General features: G+C 65.2%; 12 protein-coding genes and 1 pseudogene. 11 read left to right on the top strand and 2 right to left on the bottom strand.

Annotated elements, in window-relative coordinates; all coding sequences use genetic code 11:
• The first annotated feature begins 20 nt into the window (after nt 1–20).
• Together P1K88_RS10210 and P1K88_RS10205 are read left to right on the top strand one after the other, a co-directional pair.
• Nucleotides 21–1,718, top strand: coding sequence for a glycoside hydrolase family 13 protein (locus tag P1K88_RS10210; RefSeq protein WP_276410072.1), 1,698 nt, complete (start codon nt 21–23; stop codon nt 1,716–1,718).
• An 85-nt stretch (nt 1,719–1,803) separates the two neighbouring features.
• A complete protein-coding gene (locus P1K88_RS10205) occupies nt 1,804–3,510 on the top strand; it encodes a glycoside hydrolase family 13 protein (RefSeq protein WP_276410071.1) in 1,707 nt (568 codons plus the stop codon).
• 118 nt (nt 3,511–3,628) lie between these two features.
• Here P1K88_RS10205 and gfcR read toward each other — a convergent pair whose 3' ends face one another.
• Both gfcR and P1K88_RS10195 read right to left on the bottom strand, forming a co-directional pair.
• A complete protein-coding gene (gene gfcR, locus P1K88_RS10200; protein WP_276410070.1) occupies nt 3,629–4,264 on the bottom strand; it encodes a transcriptional regulator GfcR in 636 nt (211 codons plus the stop codon).
• 101 nt (nt 4,265–4,365) lie between these two features.
• Entirely contained in the window at nt 4,366–5,169 is an 804-nt protein-coding gene (locus P1K88_RS10195; protein ID WP_276410069.1) for a DUF8054 domain-containing protein, read from the bottom strand.
• Nucleotides 5,170–5,428: 259 nt separating this feature from the next.
• Between P1K88_RS10195 and P1K88_RS10190 the strand changes: the two genes are divergently transcribed.
• The 9 genes and pseudogenes from P1K88_RS10190 to P1K88_RS10155 all read left to right on the top strand — a co-directional run bounded on the left by P1K88_RS10190 (nt 5,429) and on the right by P1K88_RS10155 (nt 13,931).
• Nucleotides 5,429–6,505 (top strand): TrmB family transcriptional regulator, encoded by a 1,077-nt coding sequence (locus tag P1K88_RS10190; RefSeq protein WP_276410068.1) that lies wholly within the window; start codon nt 5,429–5,431, stop codon nt 6,503–6,505.
• Between the two features lie 213 nt (nt 6,506–6,718).
• The gene (locus P1K88_RS10185) at nt 6,719–8,278 is read left to right on the top strand and encodes an extracellular solute-binding protein (protein ID WP_276410067.1); all 1,560 of its coding nucleotides are present in this window, start codon (nt 6,719–6,721) and stop codon (nt 8,276–8,278) included.
• An 86-nt stretch (nt 8,279–8,364) separates the two neighbouring features.
• Nucleotides 8,365–9,351: a carbohydrate ABC transporter permease gene (locus tag P1K88_RS10180; protein WP_276410066.1), complete on the top strand. Its 987-nt coding sequence runs from the start codon at nt 8,365–8,367 to the stop codon at nt 9,349–9,351.
• 1 nt (nt 9,352) lies between these two features.
• Nucleotides 9,353–10,342 (top strand): carbohydrate ABC transporter permease, encoded by a 990-nt coding sequence (locus tag P1K88_RS10175; protein ID WP_276410065.1) that lies wholly within the window; start codon nt 9,353–9,355, stop codon nt 10,340–10,342.
• A 7-nt stretch (nt 10,343–10,349) separates the two neighbouring features.
• Complete coding sequence (locus P1K88_RS10170; RefSeq protein WP_276410064.1) at nt 10,350–11,546, top strand: ABC transporter ATP-binding protein; 1,197 nt, start codon at nt 10,350–10,352, stop codon at nt 11,544–11,546.
• Nucleotides 11,547–11,551: 5 nt separating this feature from the next.
• Complete coding sequence (locus P1K88_RS10165; RefSeq protein ID WP_276410063.1) at nt 11,552–11,746, top strand: DUF8005 family protein; 195 nt, start codon at nt 11,552–11,554, stop codon at nt 11,744–11,746.
• Nucleotides 11,747–11,868: 122 nt separating this feature from the next.
• Nucleotides 11,869–12,140: pseudogene (locus P1K88_RS18445) on the top strand (Gfo/Idh/MocA family protein); the annotation flags it as partial.
• 94 nt (nt 12,141–12,234) lie between these two features.
• Nucleotides 12,235–13,299 carry a glucose 1-dehydrogenase gene (locus tag P1K88_RS10160; protein ID WP_276410062.1) on the top strand — a complete coding sequence of 355 codons (1,065 nt, stop codon included), beginning with the start codon at nt 12,235–12,237 and terminating at the stop codon, nt 13,297–13,299.
• Nucleotides 13,300–13,547: 248 nt separating this feature from the next.
• The gene (locus P1K88_RS10155) at nt 13,548–13,931 is read left to right on the top strand and encodes a hypothetical protein (protein WP_276410061.1); all 384 of its coding nucleotides are present in this window, start codon (nt 13,548–13,550) and stop codon (nt 13,929–13,931) included.
• Nucleotides 13,932–13,940 lie beyond the last annotated feature (9 nt).

The raw sequence follows: 13,940 nt of genomic DNA, 5'->3' as shown, positions 1-13,940 counted from the left end.
TTCTCCGGACAGTCTGACTGATGTGTCCAAGCGAACCCGACGTCGACAGGCGGTGGTGGAAGGAGTCGTTCGTCTACCAGATCTACCCCCAGAGCTTCAACGACACCGACGGCGACGGCCTCGGTGACATCCGTGGCATCATCGAACGCCTGGACTACCTGGACGACCTGGGCGTCGACATCGTCTGGGTGAACCCGCTGTACGAGTCACCGCACGTCGACAACGGGTACGACATCGCCGACTACCGCTCGATAAAGCGAGAGTACGGCCGGATGTCGGACTTCGACGAGCTCCTCTATGAGATGCACGACCGGGACATCCGCCTCATCATGGACCTGGTCGTGAACCACACGAGCGACCAGCACGCCTGGTTCCAGCGATCGCGGGCGGGCGAGGAACCCTACGACGACTACTACTGGTGGGTCGATGGCGAGCCCGACGACGACCCGCCGAACAACTGGACCTCGGGTTTCGGTGGGTCGGCCTGGGAGTACGACGACGAGCGCGAGGCGTACTACCTCCACCTGTTCGACGAGGCCCAGCCGGACCTGAACTGGGAGAACCCCGCGGTCCGCGAGGACGTCTACGACATGATAACCTGGTGGCTGGAGAAGGGCATCGACGGGTTCCGGATGGACGTGTTCAACCTCATCTCGAAGCCCCCGGACCTCCCCGACGGCGACGAGGACGAGGGCTGGGTGGGGAGTGAACTGTTCGCCAACGGGCCGAAGGTCCACGACTACGTCAGCGAGATGGTCGAGGAGACGTTCAGCGAGTACGACGTCATGACCGTCGGGGAGGCTATCGACGCCGGGCCCGAGGACGCCAAGAGATACTGTGGACCAAGCGGCGACGGCCTGAGCATGGTCTTTCACTACGAACACATCCTGCTGGATTTCGGGTCGGAGTCCGGGTGGTGGGAGGTCGAGGAGTGGGAACTGTCCGACCTGCGCGAGGTGCTCTCGGAGTGGCAGCGCGAACTCGACGAGGACGACGCCTGGAACACCGTCTTCCTCGGCACCCACGACTGGCCCCGCATCGTCTCCCGGTTCGGCGACGACGACCGGTATCGGCGGGAGTCCGCGAAGCTCCTCGCCACGTTCCTCTTTAGCCTGCAGGGGACCCCCTACGTCTACCAGGGCGACGAGATCGGCATGACGAACTACCCCTGGACCAGCATGGACCAGCTGCGCGACGCCGACGCGCGCAACCGACTGGAGCTCGCCCTGGAGGAAGGCGACATCGATTCCTTCGAGGAAGTCCAGGCCGTCATCCGGTATCGGTGCCGGGACAACGCCCGCACCCCGATGCAGTGGGACGACAGCGAGCACGCCGGTTTCACCGACGGCGAGCCCTGGATCGACGTCAACCCGAACCACGAGGAGGTAAACGTCGCCGACGCCCGGGCTGACCCCGACTCAGTGTGGCACTACTACCGCGACCTCATCGACCTGCGCCACGACAGCGACCTGCTGGTCTACGGCGACTACGAACTCCTGAGCGAGCACCACTCGCAGGTGTGGGCGTTCGCGCGGACGCTGGGCGACCGCCGGGCGCTGGTCGTCCTGAACTGGTCGGACGAGCGTGCCACCTACGAACTCCCCGGTCGGGTCGAGTCCGACGACGCCGAGGTGCTGGTCGCGAACTACGACGACCCCGGCGACGCGCGCGCACCGCTGTCGTTGCGACCGTACGAGGCCCGCATCTACGAACGCTGACCGCTCGGCCCCGGATGCGCCCCGCCTGTGCCGGCGGGTGGTAACACAACAGTTAGGGGGGCGACCGACGACGTTCGATCCAGAGATGACCAGTGGAGACGCCCCGTCGGCCGAGGGAATCGACCGCGAGTGGTGGAAGGAAGCCACCGTCTACCAGATCTATCCGCGGAGCTTCAACGACACCGACGGCGACGGCGTCGGCGACCTGCAGGGCGTCGTCGAGAAGGTGCCGTACCTGGACGACCTGGGGGCGGACGTCGTCTGGCTGTGTCCGGTCTACGACTCCCCGCAGGCGGACAACGGCTACGACATCCGGGACTACCGGACGATCGACGAGACGTTCGGGACGATGGCCGACTGGGAGGCCCTGCGCGACGCGCTCCACGACCGGGACATGAAACTGGTGATGGACCTCGTGGTCAACCACACCAGCGACGAACACGAGTGGTTCGAGAAGTCCCGGCGGCGCGAACCCGGCTACGAGGACTTCTACTACTGGCGCGACGAACCCGCCGACGGCGGCCTCCCGAACAACTGGGAGTCGTTCTTCGGCGGGCCGACGTGGACCTTCGACGAGGTTCGCGAGCAGTACTACCTGCACCTCTTCGACACCAAGCAACCGGACCTGAACTGGCGGAACCCCGAGGTGCGCGAGGCCATCTACGAGATGATGCGCTGGTGGCTGGAGAAGGGCGTCGACGGGTTCCGGATGGACGTCGTCAACCTCCTCTCGAAGACGGAGGGGTTGCCGGACGGCGAGGAGAACGGTCAGGTCGGCACCGAGCACTTCGTCGACGGACCCCGTATCCACGAGTACCTGCGGGAGATGAACGACGAGGTGCTCTCGGACTACGACGTCATGACCGTCGGCGAGACGCCGGGGACCGACGTCGAGCAGGCCCGGGAGTACATCGAGGACGGCCTCGGCAGCGTCTTTCACTTCCAGCACATGCTGGTCGACGTCGACGGGGACAGCCGGTGGGACGTCGCCGACGACGAGGCGCTGGGCGAGTGGGACCTGCGGGACCTGAAGCGGGTGCTCACCCGCTGGCAGGAGGGGATGGAAGACGGCGGCTGGAACAGCGTCTACCTGAACAACCACGACCAGACCCGGCCCGTCTCGCGGTTCGGGAACGACGGTGCGTATCGCGTCGAGTCCGCGAAACTGTTCGCGACGCTCCTGCTGACGTTGCGCGGGACGCCGTATCTCTTCCAGGGCGACGAGATCGGGATGACGAACGTCGACTTCGAGACGTTCGAGGAGATCCGCGACGTGGACGCGAAGAACCACGCCGAACTCCTGATGGAGGAACGCGGGACCGACGACTACCAGGACGTCCGCCATATCGTCAACCACCGGAGTCGCGACAACTCGCGAACCCCGATGCAGTGGGACGACAGCGACCACGCCGGCTTCACCGACGGCGAGCCCTGGATCAAGGTGGCCGAGAACTACCGGGAGATAAACGCCGCCGACGCCGGGGCCGACCCCGACTCCGTGTGGCACTACTACCGCGACCTCATCGACCTGCGCCACGGGCGCGACGTCCTCGTCTACGGCGAGTACGACCTGTTGTGCCCCGACGACGGGTCAATCTACGCCTACACGCGCACGCTCGGCGACGAGTCGATGCTGGTGGTGTTGAACGTCGACGAGGACCACCAGTCGGTGGCCCTGGGCGAGGTCGCCGACGACGCGACGCTGGTTCGCTCGAACTACGGCGGCGGGGCGGCTGACCTGTCGGACCTGCAGCTGCGGCCATACGAGGCGCGGGTCTACGACCTGCACTGACCGGTCGACCGTCGAACGCCCTCACCCTCCGCTGTGGGGACGGCGTCGCCTGCCCCGGTGAGAGCGGAAGAGACAGAACCACGTTCGAAGGGGCGACCGGCGCCGCCGGGGCCGGGACTTACTCGTCGGCTCCGACGCGGATGACCTGCACGAGCGAGTACACCGGGACGTCCTCGATGTCCTCGACGCCGCGCTTGTCGGCGAGGACCACGCAGGCGACCGGGTTCCCGTCCTGCTCGCGGATGGCGTTGATGGTCTCGGACATCGTCTTCCCGCTGGTGATGGTGTCGTCGACGATGAAGCAGTCCCGGTTGCGAATCTGGGCGAAGTTCCGCGAGAACGAGCCGTCGCTGGTGGCGTCGTCGTCGTCGTCCCACTGGTGTTTCGACGGGGAGTACGTGCCCAGGTCCGTCTCGAGTTCCTGTGCGACGGTGGTCGCGAGTGGCGCGCCGGCCTTCTCGATGCCGATGGTGAGGTCGATGTCCTCGCCCTGCTTCGAGAGGAGGTCGGCCATCGCCGCACCCAGGTGGTGGAGACGGGCACTGTCGCGGCCGATGGCGGACCAGTCGACGTGGATGTCGTGCGGGCCGCCGGTGGTCGTCGGGACCGTCGGCTTCGGGCCAGCGCCGCTGCGTTCGACGAGCCAGCTCGCCGTCTCGCGGGAGACGTTGAGCTCGTCGGCGATTTCACCCTTCGAGAGACCGCGCTCGGCGAGGTCCGAGGCGCTGTCCACGAGGTCGTCGATGTTCTTCATGTACGTGTCTCCGCGTTGGAGGACTTAATAGGCCATGCTCTCGAGACAAGTGTCTCCGGTTTCCCGGGACGTGGCCCCTCCTCCGCGGGGCCCACCCACTCTCACTCTGCAGGGAAGGTGTACAGACGCTGTTTGCAGGACGGACAGACGAGCGTCTCCCGGGGCGACTCCCGGGGCGCCGTGTAGCCACCGCAACACGAGACCCCCGAGGACTCGCGCAGTTCCGTCCCGCAGGCCGGGCAGTCCTCGAGGAACATGCGGAACGACTCGGCGGCCGCGAGGCGGAGTCGCTGGTCGTCGAGACGGCCGTCGAGGACCTCGTAGGCCGCGAGTTCGGCGATGGCCAGCGGGCGAGCGACCAGGTCGTCCGCGGCGCCGACGACCACCCACTCTCTGTCGTCGGCGACCAGGGAGTCGGCGTCTTCGACGTGGGCCAGCGTCCGTCGGACCTCGACCGCGAGGTCGTCGAGCGAGCGGTCGGCGAGCTGGTCCATCCGCTCGTGCCAGTCGGCGTCCACGTCGTCGGAAAGAAACAGCATCTCGTCGTCGGCGACGACGACGCCCGCCTCGAGGAGGTCGCCGAGGACCCGTTCGCCGTCGAGTGTGACGTCGTCGGCGAACGAGCCACCGTCGTCGGCGTCTAGGTCCCCGTGGAACAGGTCGTCCGGGAGCGGCGACGCGGCGACCAGCGGTGGTGCGAACCGGGGCGTGTACGGGACGAGGTACCCGCGCAGGTAGACGACGACCAGCCCGAGCGTCCCGACGACCAGGCTGGCGACGGTTCGCTCGCGCACGCGCAAAAGGAGAACAAAAACACTGAGTACCACGAGGTTGACCACGGTACACGGCCAGCATCGATTCGCCCCGGTGTACGACTCGTCGCGGAGGGCATCGAGGTCGGTCATCGCCCCGACCTATGGGGGTCTCCCCCAAGAGCGTTCCCGTCGGGACGACAGGCTGTGTCAACGGCCACCAATGCATTTAACAACAGGTGTTGTTATGTACGTGCATGGACACCTGCGAGAGCTCGTCGACAGCTCTCAACCCTCGCCGAGTCGACCGGCCCACGCCAGACGCCGCTGGGTGGTCGACCACAGAGGGCGTCGAGTCAGGGCGTACCGGACCCGGGAGAGACGCCGTCGCGGTCCCCGGACCACGAGAGCGATGAACGACGACGAACTCACGGCGATACTCGAGGACGCCGGCCTGTCCCCCTACCAGGCAGACGCGTACGTCACGCTGCTCGAGATGGGAACGGCCGCCGCGACGGACATCGCGGACCGGTGTGACGTCCCGGACCCACGGATCTACGACGTGTTGCGCGACCTGGAATCGAAAGGCTACATCGAGACGTTCCAGCAGGACAGTCTCTCGGCGCGGGCCCACGACCCGGAGGTCGTCCTCGAGGACCTGCGAGCCCGGTCGAGTCGCTACCTCGAGGCCGCCGAGTCCATCGAGGAGCGGTGGAACCAACCCGAGATAACCGACCACGAGGTGAGTATCGTCAAGCGGTTCGAGACGGTCAAGAACCGGGCGCGCGAGCTCATCGAGGACGCCGAGAGCGAGATCCAGCTGGGCGTCAGCGCCGAACAGTTCCTCGAGTTCCGGGACGCACTGATATCGGCCCACGACCGGGGCGTCAACGTCAAGCTCAGCATCTGCTCGGAGTCCGACGACTACGTCCCCGATATCGAGGACCTCGAGGGGACCTGCATGGAGGCTCGCCACCGGGACATGCCCTCTCCCTTCCTCATCATCGTCGACAGGGTGTGGACGTGTTTCGCCCCGCACCAGCGGTCGATCAACGAGTACGGCGTCCTCGTCCACGACCGGACCCACTCTTACGTCTTCCACTGGTACTTCCGTACCTGTCTCTGGGAGATATGGGACACCGTGTACACCGAACGGACCCCCGAGACGCCGATCACGTACGTCGACTTCAGGCAGGCCGTCCGGGACATCGAACCGCTCCTCAACGAGGGGGCGACTATCACGGTGGCGGTCAACGGGTACGAGACGGGAACGAAGACCCCCATCGAACTGCACGGCGTCATCACCGACGTCGACTACACCGGGAGTTCGCTGGGCCGGACCGAACCGATTCCGCTCGCCCAGCTCGCCGGCAGGGTCAGCGCGACGCTCGAGACGGACGACGGGACCTACGAGATCGGCGGATGGGGTGCGATGGTCGAAGCTATCGAGACGACCCGACTGGTCGTCGAGGACGTGCGGTACGACTGAAGAGAAGAAACTTTCCGACAGTTCACGCGTTCGAGCGACCCGTTTTCACAAATATCCGTTTTGTATTTCGGCACCATTATATACTTAGAATGCTCCTCGCCGCTTTCCTGTCGTAGTGACAACTATTTTTCGCGATGGGGCGATTGTATTTACAACACCTGTGGTTAATTATGGGAAACATTTAAGTACTGACCGTGTAATCACACGATAGACATGTCGGACAACGACACCACAGGCGACAGTACATCGACAGGCGTCTCGCGGCGACGGTTCGTGCAGGCCGCCGGGGCGACTGGCGTGGCAGCGGGTATCGCTGGCTGTGCGGGCGACGGCGGCAGCGGTGGTGACGGCGGTTCCGGCGGCGACGGCGGTTCCGGTGGGGATGGTGGCGACGGCGGCGGTGGCAGCTCCGGTGACGGTGGCAGCGGCGAGACGACCACCGTCACATGGGGCTTCGACCCGGTCGCAGTCCAGAACAACGGCGACGCGATCAAGCAGGCGCTTCGCGACAACGGCCTGCCGGACAACGTCGAGGTCGAGTTCGTCGCGGGCGACCAGGACACCGGCGCGCGACGGTCCAACTACAACCGCCTCCTGAGCGCGGACGAGACGGACCCGGACATGTTCCTGATGGACAACGGCTGGACGAACATCTTCATCCAGCGCGGACAGATCCAGAACCTGACGGAGCTGCTCCCCAAGGAACTGCTCGACGACGTCGAGAACAACTACTTCAGCGGGTTCACCGAGACGGCAATCGACCCGTCCAGCGGGAACCTCTTCGGGGTCCCGGTCTTCCCCGACTTCCCGACGATGCAATACCGCAAGGACCTCGTCGAGGAAGCCGGCTACAGCCCCGAGTCCAACAACTGGGCTACCGAGCCGATGACCTGGGAGGAGTGGTCGAACATCACCGCGGACACGCTGGACAACGCCGACGTCGACATGGGCTGGACCGTCCAGTGGGACATCTACGAGGGGACCTCCTGCTGTACGTTCAACGAAGTCATGTCCTCGTGGGGCGGCGCCTACTTCGGCGGTCGGGACAACCTCTTCGGCCCGGTCGGCGACCGACCCATCACGGTCAACGAGCCAGAGACGATCAACTCGCTCAACATGATGCGGAAGTTCGTCCACGACGAGGACTTCGGCGGGCAGTTCGAGGGCTACGCCGGCGACATCGTCCCGACCGAGATTCTGGGCTACACGGAAGAGCCCTCGCGTGCTCCGTTCGCGAACGGCAACGCGGTCATGCACCGCAACTGGCCGTACTCGCTCGCACTCACCGGTCGGAATCCGGAGGAGACGGAGGATCCAGCCCTCGGCGAGGACCTCGGCGCGATGCCGATTCCGTACGCCGTTCCGGAGTCCGAGGCCGCACAACAGGGCGTCGGCGGCACCACCTCCGCACTCGGTGGCTGGCACATGACAGTCAACCCCAGCAGCCAGGCGAAAGACGGTGTCACCGAGGTCATCCGGGCCGCCATGCAACCGGATTTCCAGCTAACTCTGCTCGAGATTCAGGGCTGGCTGCCGCCGCGGCCCGAACTGTTCTCGTCCGACGAAGCGGCGAACGTTCCGGTCGTCGGCCGCTACATGGACACCCTGCAGGTCGCCGGTCAAAACTCGCTGGCACGCCCGGTCACCGCGGTCTGGAGCCAGGAGTCGTCCAACATCGCACAACAGGCCAACACCGCGGTCGGCCAAGATGTCACCTCGGAGCAGGCTATGAATACCCTGGCAGAGAGTCTGTCCAATATCGAAAACTCATAACCTAGTTGGCAGGTGGGCTAGTTTTAAAACAATCCTAAGTTATTATTGGTTATGGAGTGGACAATCACGAGGAGGGACAGAGGGACATGAGCACGGACACCGCAGGAGAGCGTGAATCACGCCGGTCGGGAGTCCTCGTCGACGCGATGCGCTGGATGGAGAACCTGAGCGACACGCAGTACGCGTATCTGCTCCTGATTCCCGTCTTCATCCTGCTCGGCGTCGTCGCGCTGTATCCGCTGCTCCGGACCTTCGAGCTCTCGTTGTTCGAAGTCTCGGCCGACTTCTCGAGCACTACGTTCGTCGGCCTCGGGAACTACGTGGAACTGTTCACCGGAGGGAAAGACGTCTTCCTGCCGGGCGATACGAACTTCCTGCCGGGGAGCCTCGCGCTCGAAGCACTCATCACGAGCGCGCTCGTGGTGACGATCATCTTCTCGGTGGTGAGCGTCCTCTTCGAGACCGTCATTGGCCTCGGACAGGCGCTCATCCTCGACCAGGACTTCTACGGGCGAAAGTGGATCCGCGCGGCCATCATCATCCCGTGGGCGGTCCCGGTCGTCATCCAGGGGATGATCTTCTTCCTGATGTTCAACTCGAACATCGGGTTCCTCACGCCGCCGCTTGCCGACCTGGGCATCCTGGCACCGACGAACACGCTCAACGACCCGGCGAGTTCACTCTTTATCATCATCGTCGCCGACATCTGGAAGACGTCGGCGTTCATGGCGCTGCTGATACTGGCCGGCCTCCAGAGCATCGACCGCGGCCTCTACGACGTCGCGAAGGTCGCCGGTGCCACGAAGTGGCAGCAGTTCAAACTGATCACGTTCCCGCTCATCCTGCCGACCATCGGCATCGCGGTGCTGTTCCGCTCGGTGCAGGCGATGCGGGTCTACGGTATCATCGACACGGTGTCGAAGTGTTCGGTCGTCCCCTCGCTCTCGTGTATGGTCGTCGCGACGTTCAACACGCGAGAGGGGACGTCAGCAGCCATCGCTTTCGTCACGGCCGCCATCATCGGTGCCGCGGTAATGGGACTCATCGTGTGGCAAGGGGAGGACGCGATCTGATATGGCGACAGCGACAGACAAAGACTCCGACGACGAAGGCGGACCGCTCGCCCGGTGGACACAGGACGCGATCGCCAACCCGGAGAAGGTGTACCGGGCGCTGTTCTACGCGGCGATGGTGTTCTTCCTGGTGACGACGCTGTTCCCCTTCTACTGGTTGATCGTCCTCGCGGTCACCCCTGAAGGGAACCTGCTGGCCGGGAGTTTCCTGCCACAGGTGGCTGGATTCACGTTCCCGCTGCCGACGCCGAAGGGGTTCAATCCGGCGGCGTTCATCACTGTCTTCGAACAGGTTCCGTTCCACCTGTACATGCTGAACAGTTTCGCGCTCGCCGTCTCGACGACGGTCATCGTGCTCCTGGTCGCGAGTCTGGCCGGCTACGTCTTCGGACGACTCCGCTTCCCGGGCCGGGCCGTGCTGATGCTGGGCATCCTGGCGATCAGCTACTTCCCGCCCGCCGCGTTCGTCATCCCACTGTTCCAGGCGTTCGCTGCGAACGCGCCGATCACGATTCCGTTCACGGAGATTCCGCTGTTCACGCCGCCCCGACTACTGAACACGCCGGGGTCGATGGTGCTGCCGTTCAGCGCGCTGTTCATGCCGCTGTCGGTGTTCATCCTCACGACGTTCTACGGGCAGATTCCCGACGGACTGGAGGACGCGGCGCGGGTCGAAGGGACGACGCGCCTCGGCGCGCTGTTCCGCGTCATCATGCCGCTGTCGGCCCCCGGCGTGGCGACGGCGGCCGTGCTGACGTTCATCGCCGTCTACAACGAGTACTTCTTCAGTTCGATCATGGCGACGTCGCCGGATCCCGGGAAGTGGTCGCCCATTGTCGGCGGGATACTCAGTTACCAGACGCAGTACACCACGCAGTTCAATCTGATGGCCGCCGCGAGCGTCGTCGGGGTGCTCCCCGTCGTCATCCTCGTGGTCGTCGCCCAGGAACGGATCGTCAGCGGACTGACCTCAGGAGCACTCAAGGAGTAATACAACAATGGCACGAGTCAGACTCGAACACGTCACGAAACGCTACGACGACCAGGGTGAGGTAGTCACCGCGGTCGACGACATGAACCTCGATATCAAGGACGGCGAGTTCGTCTGCTTCGTCGGGCCGTCGGGCTGTGGGAAGTCGACCACGATGGAGACCATCGCCGGCCTGACCATCCCGACGGAGGGCGAGGTCTACATCGGCGACCGCGAGGTGACGAACCTCCCGCCCAAAGACCGGGGCATCGCGATGGTGTTCCAGAACATCGCGCTGTTCCCGCACATGGACGTCTACGACAACATCTCCTTTGGCCTCCGGCTGCGGGACTACCCGCAGGACGAGATCGACCGCCGCGTCGAGCACGCGGCCGACATCGTCCAGCTGGAGGGGATGCTCGGGCGGATGCCCGAGGAGATGTCCGGCGGGCAGCGCCAGCGCGTCGCCATCGCACGCGCGATCGTCCGCGAACCGGACGTTTTCCTGATGGACGAGCCGCTGGCGAACTTAGACGCAAAGCTGAAAGTCCACATGCGGACCGAGCTCCAGCGCCTGCACAAGGAACTGGACACAACCATCATCTACGTCACCCACGACCAGGAGGAGGCGATGACGATGTCCGACCGCATCGCCGTGCTCAACGCCGGCAGCCTCCAGCAGATCGCCCCGCCACTGACTTGCTACAACGAACCGGACAACCTGTTCGTCGCCGGCTTCATCGGCTCGCCGGCGATGAACTTCGTCGAGGCCGAAGTCACCGAAAGCGAGCTCGTCTCCGAGAACTTTTCGCTGAACTTCGACCCCTCGACCGTCGAGGGTGTCGGCGTCGGCGACCAGCTGACGCTGGGGGTTCGGCCGGAGGACATCTACCCGGCGTCCCTGGCTGAGGAGGTCGCGGACCCGAGTGAGCCCATCGACGCCCGGTCGGACGTGCTCGAACCGATGGGCGACGAGATATTCGCCTACCTGCTGCTGGGCGAGGGCGAGACGTCGATGTCCCAGGAGGTGGCGACGGACGACCAGTTGCTGATGAGCATCGACCCCGACTCCGACATCGAGGAGGAAGAGGACATCCAGGTCGTCATCGACCGGCACAACACCCACCTGTTCGATACCTCGACCGGCGAGGCCATCGTCCACGCACTCGAGCCAATCGAAGCGGCCGGACCGGCGACCGGCGGCGAGGTCGAATCCGACGATTGAGCACGATGCCCGGGACCCTCTGGTGGACGCTGGCGCTGCTCCTGTTTTTCTTCTGGGCGTACGGCATCGTGTCGTTCGTCCTGGACCTGAAGAACAAGATACTCCCCGGCCTCGTGCAGTATCGCCGGGGGCGCCGGCAGCAGAAACAGCAGGAACAACGCGAGAAAGAGCGCGAAGAGCGGGAACAGCAACTCTACTGATCCGCACCGACCCATTCTAGCGTATGCACACACGACAGACCCGTCTACGGTCAGCCTCGGAATCGTCGGTCTCGGAGACATCGCCCGCAGCCACCGTGACGCACTCGAGAGCCAGGGGCTGGGTGACGACGCCGAACCGCTACCACGAGGAGTACGTCGTCGCGGCACTGGAGGCCTGCCTCGACGTGCTGGTCCAGAAGCCACTCACCGACGACCTGGCCGGCGAGCCATCCCGAACCGCTGGTCGTGGTTCGCACTGGCCGACCTCGCCGGCGGGGACACGCTCATCGACATCGGGGTCCACGCCATCGACCTCTCGCGGTACCTGCTGGGCGACCCGGACGGAATCGAGGTTCCGGAGACCACCCGTTCAGAGTTCGGCTCGTGGCCCGACGGTTCGTCGAGGTCGGAGCCGCCGTCGGAATCGAGTAACGGCGCGGTGGCAGTGAAGAAAGCTTTAATCCGTAGCGTCTGACCTTCTCAACAGTATGAAAGCGATTGCGGTCCGCAAGGGGGAGACCGAGCCGGCGCTCGTCGAGAAGGAACGCCCGACGCCCGACCGCGGAGAGGCGCTGGTCAGGACGCTCAGAGTCGGCGTCGACGGGACCGACCACGAGGTCATCAGCGGCGAACACGGCGGCTACCCAGAAGGCGAGGACCACATGGTGCTGGGCCACGAGGCCGTCGGCGTCGTCGAGGACCCCAACGGGACGGGACTGACACAGGGCCAGGTCGTCGCGCCGACGGTCAGACGAAAGCCCAACGGCGAGACGAACGACTTCTTCAGGCGCGGCGAACCGGACATGGCTCCGGAGGGCGAGTACCACGAGCGTGGCATCGTCGGCGAACACGGGTTCATGGCGGAGTATTTCACCTCGCCGGCGGACTTTCTGGTCCCGCTCCCCGAGGAACTGGCCGAGTACGGCTTCTTCGTCGAACCCATCTCGATTACCGCCAAGGCCACCGAACACGCCTTCGCCACGCGGGAGCCCTTCGAGTGGCGCCCCGAGGCCGCCTGTGTCCTGGGGAACGGGTCGCTCGGACTCCTGACCGTCTGGATGCTCGGTCAGGAGTTCGACCGGACCTACTGCGTCGGGCGCCGGGACCGGCCCGATCCGACCGTCGACATCATCGAGGACCTCGGGGCGACGTACATCGACTCGCGGCAGACGCCCGTCGACGAGATCCCCGAGCACTACGAGGGGATGGACTACGTCTACGAGGCGACCGGGTTCGCCCCCCACGCCGTCCAGACCGTCCACGCGCTCGCCCAGAACGGCGTCGGTGCCCTGCTGGGCATCCCGGCCTCGTGGGAGTTCGAGATCGACGGCGGCGCGCTCCACAACGACATCGTCCTCCACAACAAGTGTCTCATCGGCACGGTCAACTCCCACGTCAAGCACTTCGAGATGGCCCGCGAGACGCTCGGCGAGATGCCCGAGTCGCTGCTCGGGGACCTCGTGACGACGGTGGTCGGCCCCGAGAACGTCGACCCGGCGTTCGTCGACGGCGACGAGCAGATCAAAGCCGTCGTGGAGTTCGACACGCGGTAAGTGCCCGCGCAGGTCGGGTCGGTGGGTGTCGCGGACCGGAGAACCCAGTTATCCGCCAGCCGATAGATTGGCAACCGTGACCGGGTCGTTTCCCGGACGGTCTGGCGGCCACGTTCGGCGGGCGGCGAACCAGTCGACCACGTGTCGGCCGGTTTCGCTCTCGGCGCTGAAACTAAAATGAGTGCTGTTGTCATACGCGGTATTAAGTTCGAATCATCAATACGGAGTGATGAGGTATTGCTGTACTCATGACTGACGAATCCTCTGACAGGCGGCTATCGAGACGTAACGCGCTTCGCATCGCGGGCGCTGCAGGAGCTGCTTCGCTCGACGGGTGTGGCGGCGACGGCGGCAGCGGCGGTGACGACGGCGACGGCGACCACGACTACCACGCACCGGTCGACGTCGTCGAGTCGAAGGGCGACGAGAACGTCGTCCACCTCGCCTTCGAGGGTGCGCCCGCCGCGCAGAGCGCGCTGTTTACCGCCGTCATCGACGGGATGCGCAGCGTCGACGCGGACCAGCGGCTCGTCGCCGGCTTCCCGGAGTCGGCGGTCCACCTCTTCGACCGGGCGACCGGCGAGGCGCTCCACAACCGCGAACTTGCGGCGGCCGACGTGCCCGACCTCTAGACGGGGTTC

The sequence above is a fragment of the Haloarcula halobia genome, from assembly GCF_029338255.1.
Taxonomy (GTDB): Archaea; Halobacteriota; Halobacteria; order Halobacteriales; family Haloarculaceae; genus Haloarcula; species Haloarcula halobia.
This window is presented reverse-complemented; position numbering and strand designations above follow the sequence as displayed.